Annotated in this window: 19 protein-coding genes; 4 read left to right on the top strand and 15 right to left on the bottom strand. The window is 62.8% G+C overall.

Features of this window, described 5'->3' with window-relative positions; genetic code table 11:
• Position 1: 1 nt before the first annotated feature.
• The 3 genes from pgsA to NKH23_RS08870 form a co-directional block, all read right to left on the bottom strand.
• A complete protein-coding gene (gene pgsA / locus NKH23_RS08880) occupies positions 2–598 on the bottom strand; it encodes a CDP-diacylglycerol--glycerol-3-phosphate 3-phosphatidyltransferase (RefSeq protein ID WP_353034572.1) in 597 nt (198 codons plus the stop codon).
• A 100-nt stretch (positions 599–698) separates the two neighbouring features.
• Complete coding sequence (uvrC, locus tag NKH23_RS08875; protein ID WP_352911436.1) at positions 699–2,777, bottom strand: excinuclease ABC subunit UvrC; 2,079 nt, start codon at positions 2,775–2,777, stop codon at positions 699–701.
• A complete protein-coding gene (locus NKH23_RS08870; RefSeq protein ID WP_352717574.1) occupies positions 2,774–3,550 on the bottom strand; it encodes an SDR family oxidoreductase in 777 nt (258 codons plus the stop codon). The genes uvrC and NKH23_RS08870 overlap by 4 nt, the downstream gene beginning before the upstream one ends.
• Positions 3,551–3,970: 420 nt before the next feature.
• On the opposite strand from NKH23_RS08870, the gene NKH23_RS08865 reads away from it, so the two are divergent.
• Positions 3,971–4,621 carry an outer membrane protein gene (locus tag NKH23_RS08865; protein ID WP_292662341.1) on the top strand — a complete coding sequence of 217 codons (651 nt, stop codon included), beginning with the start codon at positions 3,971–3,973 and terminating at the stop codon, positions 4,619–4,621.
• 77 nt (positions 4,622–4,698) lie between these two features.
• On the opposite strand, the gene NKH23_RS08860 is transcribed toward NKH23_RS08865, so the two are convergent.
• Positions 4,699–5,295: a glutathione S-transferase family protein gene (locus NKH23_RS08860; RefSeq protein ID WP_352911438.1), complete on the bottom strand. Its 597-nt coding sequence runs from the start codon at positions 5,293–5,295 to the stop codon at positions 4,699–4,701.
• A gap of 494 nt (positions 5,296–5,789) precedes the next feature.
• Between NKH23_RS08860 and NKH23_RS08855 the strand changes: the two genes are divergently transcribed.
• On the top strand, positions 5,790–6,251 hold the full coding sequence (locus tag NKH23_RS08855) for a hypothetical protein (protein ID WP_292662348.1): 462 nt from the start codon (positions 5,790–5,792) through the stop codon (positions 6,249–6,251).
• 451 nt (positions 6,252–6,702) lie between these two features.
• Here NKH23_RS08855 and NKH23_RS08850 read toward each other — a convergent pair whose 3' ends face one another.
• A complete protein-coding gene (locus NKH23_RS08850) occupies positions 6,703–7,233 on the bottom strand; it encodes a DinB family protein (RefSeq protein WP_352911441.1) in 531 nt (176 codons plus the stop codon).
• A 61-nt stretch (positions 7,234–7,294) separates the two neighbouring features.
• Here NKH23_RS08850 and NKH23_RS08845 point away from each other — a divergent pair, with 61 nt between their 5' ends.
• Positions 7,295–7,930 (top strand): TetR/AcrR family transcriptional regulator, encoded by a 636-nt coding sequence (locus NKH23_RS08845; RefSeq protein ID WP_352911443.1) that lies wholly within the window; start codon positions 7,295–7,297, stop codon positions 7,928–7,930.
• Between the two features lie 153 nt (positions 7,931–8,083).
• On the opposite strand, the gene NKH23_RS08840 is transcribed toward NKH23_RS08845, so the two are convergent.
• From NKH23_RS08840 to NKH23_RS08820, 5 genes are all read right to left on the bottom strand, one after another.
• Positions 8,084–8,836: a sulfite exporter TauE/SafE family protein gene (locus NKH23_RS08840; RefSeq protein ID WP_352911445.1), complete on the bottom strand. Its 753-nt coding sequence runs from the start codon at positions 8,834–8,836 to the stop codon at positions 8,084–8,086.
• Positions 8,837–8,961: 125 nt separating this feature from the next.
• Complete coding sequence (locus NKH23_RS08835; RefSeq protein ID WP_352911446.1) at positions 8,962–9,414, bottom strand: hypothetical protein; 453 nt, start codon at positions 9,412–9,414, stop codon at positions 8,962–8,964.
• 124 nt (positions 9,415–9,538) lie between these two features.
• A complete protein-coding gene (locus NKH23_RS08830; protein ID WP_353034570.1) occupies positions 9,539–10,387 on the bottom strand; it encodes a 23S rRNA (adenine(2030)-N(6))-methyltransferase RlmJ in 849 nt (282 codons plus the stop codon).
• Positions 10,384–10,995 (bottom strand): hypothetical protein, encoded by a 612-nt coding sequence (locus NKH23_RS08825; RefSeq protein WP_353024961.1) that lies wholly within the window; start codon positions 10,993–10,995, stop codon positions 10,384–10,386. The genes NKH23_RS08830 and NKH23_RS08825 overlap by 4 nt, the downstream gene beginning before the upstream one ends.
• Positions 10,996–10,999: 4 nt before the next feature.
• Positions 11,000–11,671, bottom strand: coding sequence for a TetR/AcrR family transcriptional regulator (locus tag NKH23_RS08820; RefSeq protein ID WP_352911451.1), 672 nt, complete (start codon positions 11,669–11,671; stop codon positions 11,000–11,002).
• Between the two features lie 85 nt (positions 11,672–11,756).
• Here NKH23_RS08820 and NKH23_RS08815 point away from each other — a divergent pair, with 85 nt between their 5' ends.
• Entirely contained in the window at positions 11,757–12,158 is a 402-nt protein-coding gene (locus tag NKH23_RS08815) for a carboxymuconolactone decarboxylase family protein (protein ID WP_352911453.1), read from the top strand.
• 117 nt (positions 12,159–12,275) lie between these two features.
• Here the strand turns inward: NKH23_RS08815 and NKH23_RS08810 are convergent, their stop codons facing one another.
• The 5 genes from NKH23_RS08810 to NKH23_RS08790 form a co-directional block, all read right to left on the bottom strand.
• A complete protein-coding gene (locus tag NKH23_RS08810; RefSeq protein ID WP_353024958.1) occupies positions 12,276–13,151 on the bottom strand; it encodes an aminoglycoside phosphotransferase family protein in 876 nt (291 codons plus the stop codon).
• A 120-nt stretch (positions 13,152–13,271) separates the two neighbouring features.
• On the bottom strand, positions 13,272–13,721 hold the full coding sequence (locus tag NKH23_RS08805; RefSeq protein ID WP_352911459.1) for a DNA polymerase III subunit chi: 450 nt from the start codon (positions 13,719–13,721) through the stop codon (positions 13,272–13,274).
• A gap of 37 nt (positions 13,722–13,758) precedes the next feature.
• Positions 13,759–15,255 (bottom strand): leucyl aminopeptidase, encoded by a 1,497-nt coding sequence (locus tag NKH23_RS08800; RefSeq protein WP_352911461.1) that lies wholly within the window; start codon positions 15,253–15,255, stop codon positions 13,759–13,761.
• A gap of 85 nt (positions 15,256–15,340) precedes the next feature.
• A complete protein-coding gene (locus tag NKH23_RS08795; protein WP_292664497.1) occupies positions 15,341–15,724 on the bottom strand; it encodes a VOC family protein in 384 nt (127 codons plus the stop codon).
• A 73-nt stretch (positions 15,725–15,797) separates the two neighbouring features.
• Positions 15,798–16,964 carry a flavin-containing monooxygenase gene (locus NKH23_RS08790; RefSeq protein WP_352911464.1) on the bottom strand — a complete coding sequence of 389 codons (1,167 nt, stop codon included), beginning with the start codon at positions 16,962–16,964 and terminating at the stop codon, positions 15,798–15,800.
• Positions 16,965–17,156: the final 192 nt, after the last annotated feature.

Genomic DNA, 17,156 nt, shown 5'->3' with positions numbered 1-17,156 from the left:
TTTATTCATCCATGATGTGCTTGAGGCCGGCGCGGAAATAGTCGTAGCCGGTGTAGAGCGTGACCAAGGCGGCGATCCACAGCAGCACCAGCCCGGTCTGGGTGGTCAGCGGGAAGATCTTGTCGCCGGCAGGTCCCGCCAGCAGGAAGGCGATGGCGATCATCTGGATGGTGGTCTTCCACTTTGCCAGTTGCGTCACCGGCACCGAGACCTTCAGGGCCGCCAGATATTCGCGCAGGCCCGAGACCAGGATCTCGCGGCACAGGATGATGATCGCCGCCCACAGCGACCAGCCGGCGATGCCGGCATGGCGGTCGGTGTCGGCGGCGAGCAGCAGCAGGCAAGTGGCGACCAGCAGCTTGTCGGCGATCGGGTCGAGCATCTTGCCGATGTTGGAGGTCTGCTGCCAGGCGCGCGCCAGATAGCCGTCGAAGTAATCGGTGATCGAGGCGAGCAGGAAAATGATGAGCGACGACCAGCGAGCGAAGTCGCTCGATTTCAAATGCCCCTCCAGGAAAAAGCACAGCACGACCAGCGGCACCGCCAGGATGCGGGCGTAAGTGAGCATGTTGGGCAGGTTGAACGCGCGCTGGGACATGTTTTGGGAACTCTTTCTGCCTGCTTAGTCAAATCAGAAGCGAATGTGGGGGGTCAACAGGCCAGAATCGATTAGCCGGCCGAAATATCGGCAATAGGTCTTAGCTCTCGTGAAAATGATTGTAGACCAATTTCGCCACCTGCTCCGAAATGCCGTCGACCTTGACCAGGTCCTCGACGGCGGCGCGGCTGACCGCCTTGGCCGTACCGAAATGCATCAGCAGCGCGCGCTTGCGGCCGGGGCCGATGCCGCTGATCTCGTCGAGCGGGCTCTTGACCATCTCCTTTTTTCGGCGGGCGCGGTGCGAACCGATGGCGAAGCGATGGACCTCGTCGCGCAGCCGCTGGACGAAATAGAGCACCGGATCGCGTACGGGCAGCGAGAATGAGTCCCTGCCCTTGGCGAAGAAGCGTTCGCGGCCGGCGTCACGGTCCTGACCCTTGGCGATGCCGATGGCCACGACGCGGTCCTCGATGCCGAGATCGGCGAGAATCTTCCGCACCGCCGTCATCTGCCCTTGGCCGCCGTCGATGAGGATGACGTCGGGCCAGGCCGGGAAGCCGCCGGCGTCCTCGATATCGTCGCCCGGTCCGGTAGGGCTCGCCTCGTCCGCGCCCTCGGTTTGCGGGGCATCGCCATGTTCCTTCAACAGCCGCGAGAAGCGCCGCTGCATCACCTCGCGCATCATGCCGAAATCGTCGCCCGGCGTGATCTCGGTCGAGCGGATGTTGAACTTTCGATACTGGTTCTTCACAAAACCTTCCGGCCCGGCGACGACCATGGCGCCGACGGCGTTGGTGCCCATGATGTGCGAGTTGTCATAGACCTCGATGCGCACCGGCGGCTTTTCCAGGCCGAAGGTCTCGGCAAAGCCATTGAGCAGCCGCGCCTGGGTCGAGGTCTCGGCGAGCCGCCGGCCGAGCGCTTCGCGCGCGTTCTGCAGCGCGTTGTCGGTCAGGTCCTTCTTCTCGCCGCGCTGCGGCACGGAGATCGACACCTTGCGGCCGGCGCGGGTGGAGAGGGCCTCCGCCAGCAATTCCTGGTCCTCGATGCCATACGACAACAGGATGGTGCGTGGCGTCGGCTTGTCGTCGTAGAACTGCGCCAGGAACGAACCCAGCACCTCGCCAGCTTCGAGCGCCGGATCGGCCTTGGGAAAATAGGCGCGGTTGCCCCAGTTCTGGCCGGTGCGGAAGAAGAACACCTGGATGCAGACCTGGCCGCCCTCCTGATGGATGGCGAAGACATCGGCCTCGTCGACGGTCTGCGGATTGATGCCTTGATGGCTCTGCACATGCGACAGCGCCGCCAGCCGGTCGCGATAGATGGCGGCCCGTTCGAAATCGAGGTTCTCCGAAGCCTGCTGCATGGCGGCGGAGATCTCCGTCTTCACCTTCTGGCTGCGGCCGGAGAGAAAATCCTTCGCCTCGGCGACGAGCCTGGCATAGTCGACATGCGAGATTTCGCCGGTGCACGGGCCGGCACAGCGCTTGATCTGGAACAGAAGGCAAGGCCGGGTGCGGTTCTCGTAGAAGGAGTTGGTGCAGCTCCTGAGCAGGAAGGCGCGCTGCAGCGAGTTGATGGTGCGGCCGACGGCGCCGGCTGAAGCAAAGGGGCCGAAGTAGTCGCCCTTGCGCGAGCGCGCGCCGCGATGCTTGTAGATGCCGGGCGAGACATGGTCGCCGGTCAACAGGATATAGGGGAACGACTTGTCGTCGCGCATCAGCACGTTGAAGCGTGGCCGCAAGCGCTTGATGAGGTTGGCTTCAAGCAGCAGCGCTTCGATCTCGGTGCGGGTGACAACGAACTCCATCGTCGACGTCTCGCGCACCATGCGGCCGATGCGGCTGGTGTGGAACCGGCCTTGCGCGTAGTTGGTGACCCGCTTCTTCAGGCTGCGTGCCTTGCCGACATAGAGCACGTCGCCGGCGGCATTCATCATGCGGTAGACGCCGGGCGCATTGGGCAGCCGCTTGACCAGCGTCTGAATCACCTCGGCGCCGACCATGCCGTCGGCGTCGCCGGCATGCGGGGTCCAGTCGATGGCGGTGAAGGTGACGTCCGGACCGCTGGCTGCAGGCTCGACGACCTCCTCGGCCGCCTCGTCCTCGAGGTCGATTTCGGGCGGCAGGTCGTCGGCGCCGCCGCGCGTTTTGTGTTTCTGGTCCATCGGGCTCATTCGGTCATGCCTGTCACATCGGGCGTCTGCCATGCAAGATGCTGGCCGCCGTCAAGCGCGATCATCTGGCCGGTAACCGAGCGTGCCGCCCAGAGATAGCGGATAGTGGCACCGAATTCCGGCAATTCCGGGCCGCGCTTCAGGATCAGGCCGGCAATCTGGGCATCGAAATCGCTGTCGTGCTGGCGCGTGTTCTTCAAGGTCGGGCCAGGACCAATGGCGTTGACGCGGATGCGGGGACCCAGCGCCTGCGCCATCATCTCGGTCGCTGCCCACAAGGTCGACTTCGACAGCGCATAGGAGAAATAACGCGGCGTCGGCCGCCAGACGCGCTGATCGATCATGTTGACGATCAGCCCCTCACTGTTCTGCGGCAAGGCCCGGGCGAAAGTCTGCGCCAACAGCGCCGGCGCCTTGACATGCACGGCGAAATGGCGATCCCAGGCCGGCCAGTCGAAATCCTCAACGCTGTCGTGCTCGAACAGCGAGGCGTTGTTGACCAGCAGCGAGACCGGCCCGAGCGCCGCCGCCGCGCGGCCGACAAGGTTGCCGACGGCGTCCATGTCGGTCAGGTCGGCAGCAATCACAGCGGCCCGGCCATGTCGACCAAAATGACCACTGTTGATTTCGGCCGCCAGTGCCTCCGCCTCGGCCAGCGAGCGATTGCAGTGGATGGCGACGGCAAAACCATGCGCGGCAAGGTCCTCGACGATCGCCCTGCCGATCCGCTTCGCGCCGCCCGTCACCAGTGCCGTCGCGGCGACCTTGCTCATCTGTCAATCCTCAATCCGATGCCGATTCATACCTGCCGGGATCGTGCCGGCGAAATATGGCCCGCCAAGCGTTAAATCCCATTTCCACCTGGGGCAGGATTGTGGCAAAGTGGCCGGTGGGCGTTCTGGCTCGACCGGAATTCGGGCCAGCCCGTCCGCAATATAGGGCGCTGGAGCCCTTACACCAAGCCGTGTGCAGTGCAGCACGGCGAACCTGCTGACATTCGCTGTTGCGAAGATGCAACGTCAAGGTTCTGCCTCATTCGTGCCAGGGAATGACCCAAGTTCAGGTTCGCTTCAGCCGCATTTCGACACGACATTTGGAACCGTTGAACGCCGGATCCGTTTCACCCCCCGGACGGGTTGAGGGCGCTCATTAAAAAACAAGCCTGTGTCCTGTGGCTTAAGGAGTAAAGAACAATGCAAGCCAATCTTAAATTTGCGCGACCGCTCGCGGTGGCGTTTGGGCTGTTCGCCCTCGGCGGAACTGCCTATGCCGCGGACGTGGTTCAGGAAGAGCCGCCGGCACCTGCCCCGATTGCAGAACTTCCGGTCGCATCCTGGGCCGGTCCCTATGCCGGTGTGAGCGTCGGCTACGGCTTCGCCGGCCATGCCAAAGCCAAAGACATTGGTGTCGACGTCGACACGAAGGGTTTTGTCGGCGGCGTCTTCGGCGGCTATAACTGGCAGCAGGAGAACTTCGTCTACGGTGCTGAAGCCGATATCGGCTACAACGGCGTCAAGGGCGACGATGCCGGCATCGAGGCCAAGGGTGGCTTCGAGGGCTCGTTGCGTGCCCGCCTCGGCTACGCTGTCACCCCGGATATCCTGCTCTACGGCACCGCCGGTGGCGCGCTGAAGAACCAGAAGATTGAAGCGGCCGGCGTCAGCGACACCAACACCCAGTTTGGCTGGACAGCCGGCGTGGGTACCGACATCAAGATCACCGACAATGTGTTCGGCCGTGTCGAGTATCGTTACACGGACTTCGGCAGGAAGGACTTCGACGGTATCGGCAAGGTCAAGTCGACCGACAATCGCGTCACTTTCGGCGTCGGTATGAAGTTCTAAGTCGTCCAAGCCACGACACGAAAAAGCCGGGCCTCGCGCCCGGCTTTTTTTGTGGGCACCGGCTGAGACCCCCGCCCTCAAGCCGGGATGCCGGGCTTCAGCTCCGGGAATTTCTCGTCGAAGCGTGCCGCCCAGCGCGTCAGCCGGCCGCGGCCCTTTTCCCATTTTCCGGCGAAGCGCAGCGAGAGATAACCGAGGCAGGCGCGCAGCGCGATCTGACCGACGGTGATTTTCTTCGGCAGCTTCGGCGGGTTGGCGTTGAGCAGATCGAGCGCGGCCGAAATCTTCGTCCACTGGCGGTCAAGCCACGGCTGGTAGACCATCTCTTCCGGCCGCGTGCGCCGCTCATAGACCATCGACAGCGCGCAGTCGCAGATACCGTCGGCCAATGCCTCCAGCACCTCCGCCTCAAGGCGCTTGTCGGGATTGCGCGGAATCAATGCGTTCTTCGACATCCGGTTGAGATGCTGGGTGATGGCGCGGCTGTCGTGGACCGAGCGTCCGTCATCGAGCACCAGCACCGGGATCTTGCCGAGCGGATTGGCGCCGATCAGTTCGGCCGGCCTTTCCTCGGTCTTTATCGGCACGAGATCGACCGCAATGCCGGCATGAAGTGCTGCCATGCGCACCTTGGAACTGTAGGGAGAAGTAGACGCGTAGAGCAGTCTGGGCATTGTCGATTCCTGTTTGCCGGCTACAGCTCCATATGCCCTGTTGGACGCGCAAAAGGACGCGGTAGCATTGTGACTTCGCCATGACCCGTACCGAAAATCGATTCCGACAGGGGCTCGTGCGTGGGCACTGTTGACTGATCATGCAGTGTTCATCAACGGCCAGAGGCGGAAAACCGCGCCGCCAGCGTGCAACCATAGTCTCGACTTCGGATGTGATGAGCCGGAGGTGCGGCGGCAGACGCGAGCAGGTCGGACGATCCAAATCCGATCAGCTACCAACTCGGCCATTGCACCGAAGGTTGGTCTTTGGCAGCCACGAAAATCCCACCGGACTTCGCCGCATGGCGAAGTCCTGGGAGCTGCGAAAAGACGTCTTCCTCCCGCCTCTTTCTCGTCCTGCCCGATCGTCAACCAGCAAGCGAGGCGCCTGTTCGGCATCCCGCCCTGGCCGTCTTGAGTACTGTCCCCGGCGGTAGCAGGGCGGCGGCTACTTCTTGGCCTTCGCCTTTGCGGGCGCTGCCTTTGGCTTGGCCGCGGGCGCTGCCTTCTTCACTGCTGCAGAAGATTTCGCAGCGGCGGCCTTTGCCGGTGCTGCCTTCTTCGCAGCGGGCTTCGCCGCGGCCTTTGCAGCCGGCTTCTTGGCCGGTGCCGCCTTCTTAGCCGGTGCAGCCTTGGCCGGTGCTGCTTTTGCCTTGGCAGGTGCTGCTTTCTTCACGGCCGGTTTTGCCGCGGCCTTGGCGACCGGCTTTTTGGCTGGCGCTGCTTTTGCCTTAGGCGCAGCGGCTTTCGCTTTGGCAGCGGGTGCTGCTTTCTTCACAGCAGTTGCGGTCTTTGCCGCGGCTGCTTTTGCTGGTGCTTTCTTTGCCGGTGACTTTGCCGGTGCCTTGGATGCCGGCGCTTTGGATGACTGCTTAGCCATATCATGCCCCTTCCGTTGTGCCGACGGCCGTTATTGACCCGGCGCGCATTGCATATCTGACTCGCGGCTTGCTAGCCAGCGAAGCATTAGAATGATTTTTGCAGCTTAAGTTTCCGTTACGGCGAGCGCGCGACCATTTTACCGGCGCAAAAATCGGCTGCGAATCTTTGTGTCCCGCAGCGAAGTTCTGCGACAGAAATTCTGGTCGCTCTATCTCGACCGGTCTTCTCGTCAAGCTCAGGACCTTTTCGACCAGCTTAGCGCTTCAACGTCCGACGCTCGGCGCGAACATTGTCAAGAGCGAAGGCGGTCGCCCGCCTCGTCTTGTCCGAAACGATAAACTACAGGTAAGTAGGAAGCAACGCGACGAGCACGCCGCTGCACTATCTTGCACGACACGATGAAAGTAAGCAGATAGCTCGCATTTCTGAAAGACAGGATATCGCTCGATAGATCCGGTCGAGCCGACCTCGAATGCGCTCGGCTGTTCAGGCGCCGAGCGGCTCGCGCTGCATCTGCAGCCGGCGCGAAGGCTCGGCCCTGTGGAGGTGGACGGCGAAGGTATCCCATGGCGGCATGACGGAAATCTGCGCCAGGATGCGCCCCGCTTCACCGCGATGATAGCCGCCGTGCAGTACGACGTGGGTCAGCATTTCCTGTCGCGACATCAATGCCTTATCCCCGTCGGTGAACACGAATGCGACGGGCTCCGACAACTGCCGCGACGAAACGGTTTCGAGATAATCGAAATACCAGCGATCGGTCGCCGCGACCGCGGCGCGAAGTTCGTCGAACGCCGGCGTGTCCTCGGTGGTGTCGGCGGAGTAGCCATGGCTTGCGGCAATCAGGTGCGCCGAGAATATCCGCGACACCACATGGCTGTGATCGACGAGCCGTATCACGGCCTGCCGTTCCTTACCGTGAACGTGCGGGTCGAGACTCGCGAGCTTTTCCAACAGTTCGTCATTGGCCCAGGCCTGATAGGCAAACAGGCTGCGAAGCAGAGCGAGCGCACTCATGGTCCTGTCCTTTTTCGGAAATGCGAGTATGTTGTCTATATTTTCAGGGGAATGAGCGGGCGTGTCTACTCGCATTGCAAAACCGCATCCGCGCATGCGCAAGCAGCCGCGCCAGGCGCGTTCCAGGGCAACCGTCGAGGCGATCATCGAGGCGGCGGCTCATGTTCTGAGCGGGCTGGGCTGGGCCGGCTTCACCACCAACAAGGTGGCCGAGGCGGCAGGTGTGAGCATCGGCACGCTCTACCAGTATTTTCCCGACAAGCTTTCCCTGCTCGAAGCCGTCCGGCGCCGTCACTTCGATCATGTGCTGTCGGTCATTCGCGATTCGGCGGAAGACCAAAAGCCGCTCAGGAAATTCGCGCAGGAGCTGGTGCGCGGCATGATCGCGGCGCACAGCATTCACCCGACACTACACCAGGTGCTGCTCGACGAGGCGCCGGGCGATCGCGGCTCCAGGGCCGCCCATGCTTCGTTCCAGGCACAATACCTCAATCACTATGCGACTGCTGTCGCCACTTATCGCAAGCCAAGGAAAGGCGCCGACATGGAGACCGTGGCGCGCGTGCTGTCGTCGGCGATCGAAGGTGTGATTCATAACGCGGCACGCCGGAACATGCTCGCCGCGCCGGAGCTGCAAAAGCAACTCGTTGAACTGATCAGCGCCTACCTATCGGGAGCGGGCCGCATCGGTCGATAGCGCAGGCCACGACTGTGCACGTGCCGTTATAGGCGACACCAAGCCGATGGCGCGCCTTTTCACGACCATGTCGTGTTGCCGACATCTCAATTGCAACGCCGCGGCATTGGCAAACGACCTACGGCGGAAGTCGGGGATTTCTGTATGTCGGATTCAAAACCGGCTCATGAGATGCGGCAAGGACGATGCCAACAATGCTGCACCTGATGCGGCCAAGAGCGTAAGGACGATCTTTCGAAAAGTCGCCTCGCTAATGCCGATGTAGAGACTCGCGCCAAGGAGTGTCGGTATCAACATCGCCGGCGCGACGATGGCAAACATCGGCAGCATTTCGAGCTTGATCTTTCCGGCCGCAAGATACGCGGCCATCGTCATGGAGAGGGTCACAAGATTGAAATTCTGGATGACAATGCGCTGCCTGTCCTTTTCCCATTGGCGCAGCACGCACCACAGCGTTGGAACCGGGCCGGTGAAGCCGCCAAGTCCACCCATGATGCCGCCGACCAGACCTATTGCACCGTCTGCAACAGGACCCCCGACCGTGATGGGAGGGAGGCGACGCGCAAAGAGCATCAAGGGACACCAAACGACCAGCAGCGCGCCGAAGACCAGCTTGAACAACTGCACATCCAGCAAGGGCAGGATGGCCACACCGACCGGAATCCCTATGGTCCCGCCGATCAGGAAGGGCAGCAGAAGCTTGAGGTCGAAACCCCGGCGGACGGTGACGGCAGCGATGATCTGACCGGTGAGCGCCCCAAAGACCGCCATGGCGGCAGCAAGCTGGGGCTCCACGGTCCAAACCCAAAACGACATGGCAACCAGGCTGAAAGCGAACCCGGACAGCCCCTGGACGAAGCCAGCAACGACCGCCCCGAGAGCAACAACGTAGACAAGCGAATCCATGTAGTGCTGCTTCCCTGCAAACTCGTGACAGCAGATCGCGCTTCCCGCGAATGCTGCGCCGCGTGGAAGCGGTGACGGTCGATCAGGTGACCGGTGCTAAAAAGTCGGAATCAGCGAGTGCGCGATCAGCGCAGGACGCGGCAGCGGCCGTTATACACCATCCAGCGGTCGAAGCCCGAGACGCAGAATTCGACATTGTCGCCGATCGAGGCAAAGCCCTGGCCTTCTTCGATCAGGTACCAGATGGTGCGGGCGCGGCCGTCGGAGAGGCTAACGGTGGCGCCGCAATAACGGCGGCCGATCGGCCAGGTGTCGTCGGCCGGCAGATAGCGATGCTGGTGGATACGCTGGAAGTCGACGATCTGCACGTCGGGCAGATGCGGCACGTGATGCACCTGATAGGAGAAGCGGTCGGTGATCTTGTTCAGGACCCAGGCGTCGCCGCAGACGCCGCTATCCTCGTCGGTATAGATTGCAAGGTCGGCCGCCTGGACTGCCTGGGTGACGCCAAGAGGTGCGGCCAGCGGCGTGCAAAAGGCGAGCAGTGCGGCAAGGGCGGATTGGGCGAAGCGAGTCATGGCAGCCTCTCAAGGTCGACTGCGCGCACTGTGCGGATTCGCTGACGCGCGGTCAAGCGGTTGTAGTGACGATGGTTGTAGTGACGCGGTTGCGCTGACGGAACGGCAAGGACTGCATCTCAAACTACTCTCCCGCGAGCCAATCCAGCGTCCAATGCGACGGCTGCTCGAGTGCAAGCAGCCGGTGCAGCGCCGGCAGCAGTGTCCGTAACTCGCCTTCCAGCGTGAAGGGCGGATTGACCACCACCATGCCGCTGCCGTAGAGGCTCGGCTCGACGGAGGCCGGTCTGATCTCAAAACCGATGTCGAGCAGCTTCGGAATGCCCGTCTGCTTCAGCGCCTTTCGAAAGGCGGCGACCACCTTGCGGTCCTTGAGCGGATACCACAGCGCGTAAATCCCTCCTGGCCAGCGCCGATGGGCTCTTTGCAGCCCGTCGACCAAGCGACCGAACTCGCCCTCTTCCTCGAAAGGCGGATCGATGAGCACGAGGCCGCGCTTCTCCTTTGGCGGCAGATGCGCGCCGAGCGCCAGCCAGCCGTCGAGTTCGATCACCCGGGTCTGGAAGTCACCGTCGAACAGCGCCTTTAGCCTGGCAACATCCTTAGGGTGCAGTTCGACCGCCGACAGCCGGTCCTGCTTGCGCAGCAGGTGCCGGGCGATCAGCGGCGAACCCGGGCATTTTTTCACGCCGCCGTCCGGATTGAGCGAACGGACGGCTTCAAGATACGGCGCCAGCAGTGTTGCCGCCGGGGCATCCAGGGCCGCATCGACCAGCCGGCCGATGCCGCCTTGCCATTCGCCGGTCTTTTGCGCTTCGGTCGAGGACAGATCGTAACGGCCGATCCCGGCATGGGTGTCGATGACGCGAAACGCCTTGTCCTTCTGCTTCAGATATTCGATCAGCCGGCTGAGCACGACATGCTTGACGACGTCGGCGAAGTTTCCGGCATGGTAGGCGTGGCGATAGTTCAATTGGAGCCCCTGCCCCAGCGCGGCGGTGGCGGCTGCGAGTTCGGATTTTCCGGCCGGCGGCCGCCGAAACGAAATGCCAGCACCAGCCCGACCAGGCCGGCCGCCATCAGGGAAAAACCGACCGGGCGCGCCCGGCGGTCGACCTCGCCGGCAGCCGAGCGCAGCATGATGTCGACGGCCCGCATCGGAATGCCCTCGGCGTCGCCCGGACCGACGGTGAAGATGTAGGGCCCGGCGGCAACGCTCGGGATCAGGCCGGCGTCGTCGCGAAAGATCCTGTCCGGCAGCTGTGGACTGACCTGGCGCGGATTGTCGGAATGGTTGAACTGCAGCGTCGAGGCGAGCACCGTCCTGCCGCCGGTGGCGGCAGTGAGGGTTAACACGGTGCGCTGCTGCGACACGATGCGCTCGGCTCTTGCCGTAAGGTCGACCAGCACGCGCACCGGCCCGTCGCGTGCGCTCAGGGGCACCGTCACCGGCTTGAACCGGCCCTGGTCGTAAACCCGCCAGGTGCCGATCTCATGGCAGGAGAAGTTGGTCATCGCCCAGGGGTAGACGACGCCGATGCTGGTGCCGATGAGCAGGATCAGGGCGAACAGAGAGCGCATGAGGTCAAGACCCGGTGTTCGGCGCGCTGGTGCCGTCGCGGGCGCGCTCCATTTCGTCCAGGAGCATGTCAAGGCCGAGATCAAACGTCCGGTCGAATTCGGCGGTGCCGAAATAACGCCCGGCCGCAGCTACTTTTGGAAAATCCTGCGCCAGTTGCTCATCGCTGACGGTGGTCACGGCCGAAGGCCCCTTCGCATAGCCGGCAGTCTCGTCGAGGATGGCACCCATCAGATAATAGCCGGTGGTGCGGAACAGCCGCGCACCAAGTTCCGGTCCGAAGCCGCCGGCCTCGAACAGGCCGAGGATGCCGTTCAGCCACGCAAGGCAGGTCGGCGAGTTCATCCGGTAGGTGACGAAGAAGCTGGCGAAAGCCGGGTGCTCACGCGCGACGCGGCGGAAATCCTGCACGGCGATGGGCAACCTTTGTCGCCAAGGTAGGTCCGCGTCGGGCATTTCGAGGGAGCCGATCAGCCGATCCACCAAGGCTGCGAAGAGATGCGCCGCCGAAGGAAAGTGGTGATAGATGCTCATTGCCTCGCAGCCGAGTGCAGTCGCCAGCTTGCGCATCGAAAAACCGGCGAGGCCCTCGCTCTCGATCACCTTCAAAGCGGCATCCTCGATCATCTCGCGAGACAGCCGGCCGCGGGGTCGCTTTTTTTTGATCGATGTGTCCATGATGCCGCTTAACAACTTACGCTGTAAGGTTCATTTTCAACATTACCTTACATCGTAAGGCCAACAAAAACCAGAGGAGAACATCATGTCTGTCTGTCGTACTCGTTCATCAAAGCATTCTTCCGTCCGCCGTGCCTGCCTGCTCGCCGCCGCCTACGGGCTGACCCTGGCTGCAGCCCCTTCTTATGCCGATGAGTATGACGCAACCGTCAAGGACATCCAGTCGACCATGGGCGGGGTGCCCGGTTTCGTAAAGCAGTTCCCGAAAGCCGGTCTGCCCGGTGCATGGGCCGAGGTCAAGGCCATCCAGCTCAGCGACAAGACGGCGCTGCCGCCGAAGGTCAAGTCGCTGATCTCGCTGGCGGTGGCGGCGCAAATCCCGTGCAACAACTGTATCTGGTCGGACACGCAGGACGCCAAGCGCGCCGGCGCCACCGACGAGGAGATCCAGGAGGCGGTCGCCGTTTCAGCGCTGACCCGCCATTGAAGCACCATCTTCAACGGCATGCAGGTCGATTTCGATACGTTCAGGAGGGAGATGGGCGGGCAGTAATGCTTTCGTTATTAGAGCGGGATGCGTTCAAACTGAATTAGCCATCCCGCTCTAACGGTTTGTATGATCCGCCAGCACCTCATTGATAAGTCGCCACGATTTTTCCGCCTCGCGCTGGTTGCTGTCATGTCCCGAAGCGACGATCAGCGCCTTCCACAACGCCCAGCCCCTTGCGCGCGCCCAGCTGTGCTCGTCAAGGGCAATGCCGTCGCGGAACGCCTGACGGCTCTCGCCGTAAAATTCCGTCCACGCGATCACCAGGTCACAGGCAGGATCGCCGATAGCCGAACTGCCGAAATCGACGACCGCACAGAGCTTGCCATCTTCGACGAGCAGATTGCCCGAGGCGACGTCGCCATGGACCCAGACCGGCGGCGCTTGCCATCCAGAGGCAAGCGCAGTCGCCCACACCGCCTCGGCGGCGGCCTTGTCGATGCGGCCGCCGAGCGCCGAAAGCGCACCTCGGGTCTCGGCGTCGTAGACCGAAAGCCGGCCACCGCGGTGGAAATTATGCTGCCCTGCCAGTGGCCCACCGACGGCGTCGATCCGGTAGAGCGCGACCAGAAAGCCGGCCAGCGAACGGGCGAACTCAGTGAGATCGGCAATCAGTTCACCAGCCGCCGGTCTGCCGCCAAGCCAGCGATAGACGGACCAAGGCCATGGATAGCCTTCCCCGGGCGCGCCTTTGGCCAGCGGCACGGGTATCGGCAGAGGCAGGTGAGGCGCCAGGCGGGGCAGCCAGCGATGCTCCTTCTCGACCTGGGCAACATAGGCGGCAGCGCTCGGCAGCCGCACCGACATGCTGTCGCCCAGCCGGAACGTGCGGTTGTCCCAGCCGCCAGGCTCGACCGGCTCTACCGGCAGGTCCGCCCATTTGGGGAACTGCGCGACAATCAGCCGGCGAACAAGTGCGGCATCTATCGGCATGCCTGGTGTTCGTTCATCGTGCGGCATCGGGCTTGCTCAGATCTTCTGGATAGCCGGCGGTCCATCTTTTTGTTTTTCGCATTCTTGCGGCGCCAGTGATTTCACTTGGCTGCAAATGCTCTAAGCTTTGCGTTCCCAGCGCCGGTCGGGCGTTTGCTGCCAGTAGGTCACGGTGTGGCCGGCCTCCTTCATTGTCTTCCAGTACGTGCGTGCCGCCTCGACCTGAGCCGCATCGTGGCCGTCGAACAGGAACACGGCGCGCTGGTAGCCGCCAAGCTCCGGCGGCACCGCCCCATCGACCAGGAAGCGTATCTGCGCCTGGTTCGGATTGTCGGGGCCGACGGTCAGAAGCACCGGCTGCTCGGCGGGATGGGCTTCGCGGTCCGTTGCGTGGGCCAGGAACGAATCGTCCCGGAAAGTCCACAGATGCTGGTCCAGCGCGTCGCGCCGTTCCTCGGTGCCGGTCTGCACCACGGCGCGCCAGCCACGATCGATACTGCGCTCCAGGAGGCCGGGCAGCGCATCCTCCAGCGTCGATTCGGTCAGGTGATAAAACAGAATCTCGGCCATGCGTTCAGTCTACATTGTCGGAGTCCGCCCCAGCCGCTCATTGCTCGTAATGATCGCGTAGCAGCCGGTCGAGCAGCCTGACGCCGAAGCCGGAAGCCCATGACTGGTTGATCTCGTTGGAGGGCGCGCCCATCGCGGTGCCGGCAATGTCGAGATGCGCCCAGGGCGTGTCCTTGACGAAGCGCTGCAGGAACTGCGCGGCGATGATGGCGCCGCCATGGCGGCCGCCGATGTTCTTCATGTCAGCATTCTTGGAATCGATCAGCTTGTCGTATTCGGCGCCGAGCGGCATGCGCCACACCCGCTCCTGCGTCGCCTGTCCGGCCGCCGTCAGCCGGTCCGCCAACTCGTCATTGTTGGAGAACAGGCCGGCATAATGCTGGCCGAGCGCGACCATGATGGCCCCGGTCAGCGTCGCCAGATTGATCATGAATTTCGGCTGGAAGCGGTCGTTGCAGTACCACAGCGCATCGGCCAGCACGAGGCGGCCCTCGGCATCGGTGTTGAGCACTTCGATGGTCTGGCCAGACATCGAGGTGACGATGTCGCCCGGTCGCTGAGCGTGGCCGTCGACGGCATTTTCAACCAGCCCGACAATGCCGACGACATTGACCTTCGCCTTGCGCGCGGCCAGCGCGTGCATCAGCCCGGTGACGGCAGCAGCGCCGCCCATGTCGCCCTTCATGTCCTCCATGCCGGAGGCCGGCTTGATCGAATTGCCGCCGGTGTCGAAGGTGACGCCCTTGCCGACGAAAGCGACCGGGCTTTCCTTGGCCTTGCCGCCGTCCCACCGCATGACCGCGATGCGGGCGCCACGCGGCGAACCCTGCGCTACGCCCAGCAGCGAACCCATGCCGAGCTTCTTCATCTCCTTCTCGGCCAGGATCTCGACCGTGACGCCGAGCGCCTCCAGTTCGGCGATGCGAGCGGCGAATTCCACCGGTCCCAAAACATTGGCCGGTTCATTGACCAAATCGCGTGCCAGCAAGACGCCGTCGATCACCGCCGCTTCATCGGCGAAGGCCTTCTTTGCAGCTGCCGGATCGGCGGTGTGAATAGTCACCTTGATCGGCTTTTTTGGCTCGCGCTTGTCGTCACCATTGTTCTTTTTGGTCTTGTACTTGTCGAAGGAATAGCTGCGCAGCAGGATGCCCGCTGCAAGCTGAACGGCTTGCCTGCCGCTGACGGCCGCACCGGGAAGATCGAGCACGACGGCCACTTCGGTTGCCTTGCGAAAAGACGCGGCAATCGTGCCGCCGAGCTTCAGCCAACCGTAATCATCGAGATTGGAGCCCCTGCCGGCACCGACCGCCACCAGCCGCTCGAGCGATGTCCCTTCCGGTGCCAGCACTTCGACCAGGCTGGCGAATTTGCCGGTGAAGTCGGCGACCGGAAAAGCCCGCTCGAGGGTCTTTGCCGGATCGCAAGCCCTGGCGGCATCGCTGAGGCCGCCCTCGTCGGCCGCCAGAACGAAAACGCTGCCCTTTTTGGGCGCGGCGAATTTGGCGAAGGCGATCGAGGGTCTCGAATTCATGATGTCCTGCTTTCGGGAAGTGCGTTGGATTATCGCGGGAGGCGTTCGATTGGGCAGATCGGACCGAAGGTGCCGTGTTGTTGCGTCAGTGAGCGGCGGGTTGAAACAGCTCGATGACATTGCCCGATGGGTCTTCGAGCAGGGTCTGGGAACCGCCGACGCCCGTTATGATATCGTTGCGAAAGACAAGTCCAGCACTCTTGAGGCGCGCAACCTCTTCTTTCAGGTCCGGCACCACCAACAGGATGCGGTTCCAGCCTCCCGGAACCGGCTGCCGGCCATCCGGCATAGCCCGTGCACCCGAACTGCCGGGTCCGCTTAGAAGGAGCCGTAACGCGCCGCGCGTGACGGAAGCAAAAGCCGGTCGCGCGTCCTGTTCGACGGCGAAGCCAAAATGTCCACAGTAGAAGTCGATCGAGGCGGCGACATCATCGACCATGTAGCGAATGCTGACTGGCGTCATGATCATTGACCTTTCGGTTCGAGCACGTTTCGACAAGGCGTGTCTATTGCGGGCGGAACAGTCGGCACAGTCCTGCTCATCATCGCTGCTTGACAATCCGCGCCGCTATCGCCCTGGCCTGAATGCGGGCATTGGCGAAACAACCGCGAATGCTCGGCCGCATGCCGGCAAACCACAGGCCGGGCAATTTCGGATCGGCATCGCCGCCGTTGAAAAGCGGAACGCCCTTGCCGTCGAGAACGCCGAGCTTGCCGACCATCTGCTCCAGACCGGTGCGATAGCCGGTCGCTGCAATGACGATGTCGGGCGTGATCAACCTGCCGTCATTCAGTATGATGCCGTCTTGGGTAAATTCCCGCAATGGTGGCACCACCACGATCGTGCCTGCCTTGATGGCGCGAACCGCGCCGTCATCGGCTGCGATCGCGGTGTAGTCGGCGCTCAGACGGCTCGCACCGCCTATGGGAGCCGGCGGAAGCCCAAATTTCGTCAGGTCGCCGAAAACCAGGCGCTGGGTTGTCGTCATCACCGCATCGGCAATCCGCATCGGCAAACGCGCCATGACAGGCGAAAGCCTGTGGACGGCGATCTTGCCGATGCGTTTCGGCAGCAGCGACGGGCCGTTGCGGGCCGACAGCCAGATGCTTTGGGCGTCTGCATTCGCAAGATGATTGAGTGCGTCGAACCCCGAATTGCCGGCACCGACCACCAGCACCTTTTTGCCGGCATAGTCCTTCGCCTTGCCAAAATCGGCCGAATGGATAATTCGGCCGGCAAAATCGTTCATGCCTTTCCACGCGGGAATAAACGGCTGCCGGTCGCGCCCGGTGGCGACGACGACATGGCGCGCCAGACGACGTCCGGCGTTCGTCCGCACGGTCCAGTGATCGCCATCGAACGTGATCTCTTCAACGGCAGCGCCGAATGCGATCGGCAGACCATGCGCCTGGCTGAAATCGTTCAGATGGCGAATGACGGCCGATTTGTGCGGAAAAGCCGGGGTGCCTGCGGGATAGCCGACGCCGGGCAGCGTCGAGAGATCGCGATGTGTATTGAGGTGCAGCCGCTGGTGCCGCCGATGCCAGGGTTCGGCAAGCCGGCTCTCCTTTTCCAGGACGAGCGTCGGTACGCCGGCCTTCACCAAGGCGTGGGCGGCGGCAAGGCCGGCCGCGCCGGCGCCGACCACGATCGCGCCGTCAAAGACGGTTTCCCGACCGGTTTGACTGCGCAATTTTTCCGCTTCCATGCTGGGGCTCAACAGATCCTGACCCGTCTTATCACGCCGCGGCGGTCGCGACCGGCGCGACATTTGGTCGTTTTGCCGCATTTGACAAGACTTTGGCCGAAATCGCTCCCATATGCGATATCGAACCATCTACGATTCGTCGCGGCACGGCCCCGCTTCCCGCCGCAACCTGTTGTTAACCAACAATGTTCG

It is taken from the genome of Mesorhizobium sp. M1328 (assembly GCF_040318075.1).
Classification (GTDB): Bacteria; Pseudomonadota; Alphaproteobacteria; order Rhizobiales; family Rhizobiaceae; genus Mesorhizobium.
The sequence above is the reverse complement of the archived record's forward strand: the minus strand, read 5'-3'. Positions and strand labels throughout refer to the sequence as shown.

Coding starts and splice junctions, on each gene's coding strand:
- pgsA (WP_353034572.1), bottom strand. CDS start 598: ATGTCCCAGCGCGCGTTCAACCTGCCCAACATGCTCACTTACGCCCGC.
- uvrC (WP_352911436.1), bottom strand. CDS start 2,777: ATGAGCCCGATGGACCAGAAACACAAAACGCGCGGCGGCGCCGACGAC.
- NKH23_RS08870 (WP_352717574.1), bottom strand. CDS start 3,550: ATGAGCAAGGTCGCCGCGACGGCACTGGTGACGGGCGGCGCGAAGCGG.
- NKH23_RS08865 (WP_292662341.1), top strand. CDS start 3,971: ATGCAAGCCAATCTTAAATTTGCGCGACCGCTCGCGGTGGCGTTTGGG.
- NKH23_RS08860 (WP_352911438.1), bottom strand. CDS start 5,295: ATGCCCAGACTGCTCTACGCGTCTACTTCTCCCTACAGTTCCAAGGTG.
- NKH23_RS08850 (WP_352911441.1), bottom strand. CDS start 7,233: ATGAGTGCGCTCGCTCTGCTTCGCAGCCTGTTTGCCTATCAGGCCTGG.
- NKH23_RS08840 (WP_352911445.1), bottom strand. CDS start 8,836: ATGGATTCGCTTGTCTACGTTGTTGCTCTCGGGGCGGTCGTTGCTGGC.
- NKH23_RS08835 (WP_352911446.1), bottom strand. CDS start 9,414: ATGACTCGCTTCGCCCAATCCGCCCTTGCCGCACTGCTCGCCTTTTGC.
- NKH23_RS08825 (WP_353024961.1), bottom strand. CDS start 10,995: ATGCGCTCTCTGTTCGCCCTGATCCTGCTCATCGGCACCAGCATCGGC.
- NKH23_RS08820 (WP_352911451.1), bottom strand. CDS start 11,671: ATGGACACATCGATCAAAAAAAAGCGACCCCGCGGCCGGCTGTCTCGC.
- NKH23_RS08815 (WP_352911453.1), top strand. CDS start 11,757: ATGTCTGTCTGTCGTACTCGTTCATCAAAGCATTCTTCCGTCCGCCGT.
- NKH23_RS08810 (WP_353024958.1), bottom strand. CDS start 13,151: ATGCCGATAGATGCCGCACTTGTTCGCCGGCTGATTGTCGCGCAGTTC.
- NKH23_RS08805 (WP_352911459.1), bottom strand. CDS start 13,721: ATGGCCGAGATTCTGTTTTATCACCTGACCGAATCGACGCTGGAGGAT.
- NKH23_RS08800 (WP_352911461.1), bottom strand. CDS start 15,255: ATGAATTCGAGACCCTCGATCGCCTTCGCCAAATTCGCCGCGCCCAAA.
- NKH23_RS08795 (WP_292664497.1), bottom strand. CDS start 15,724: ATGATCATGACGCCAGTCAGCATTCGCTACATGGTCGATGATGTCGCC.
- NKH23_RS08790 (WP_352911464.1), bottom strand. CDS start 16,964: ATGGAAGCGGAAAAATTGCGCAGTCAAACCGGTCGGGAAACCGTCTTT.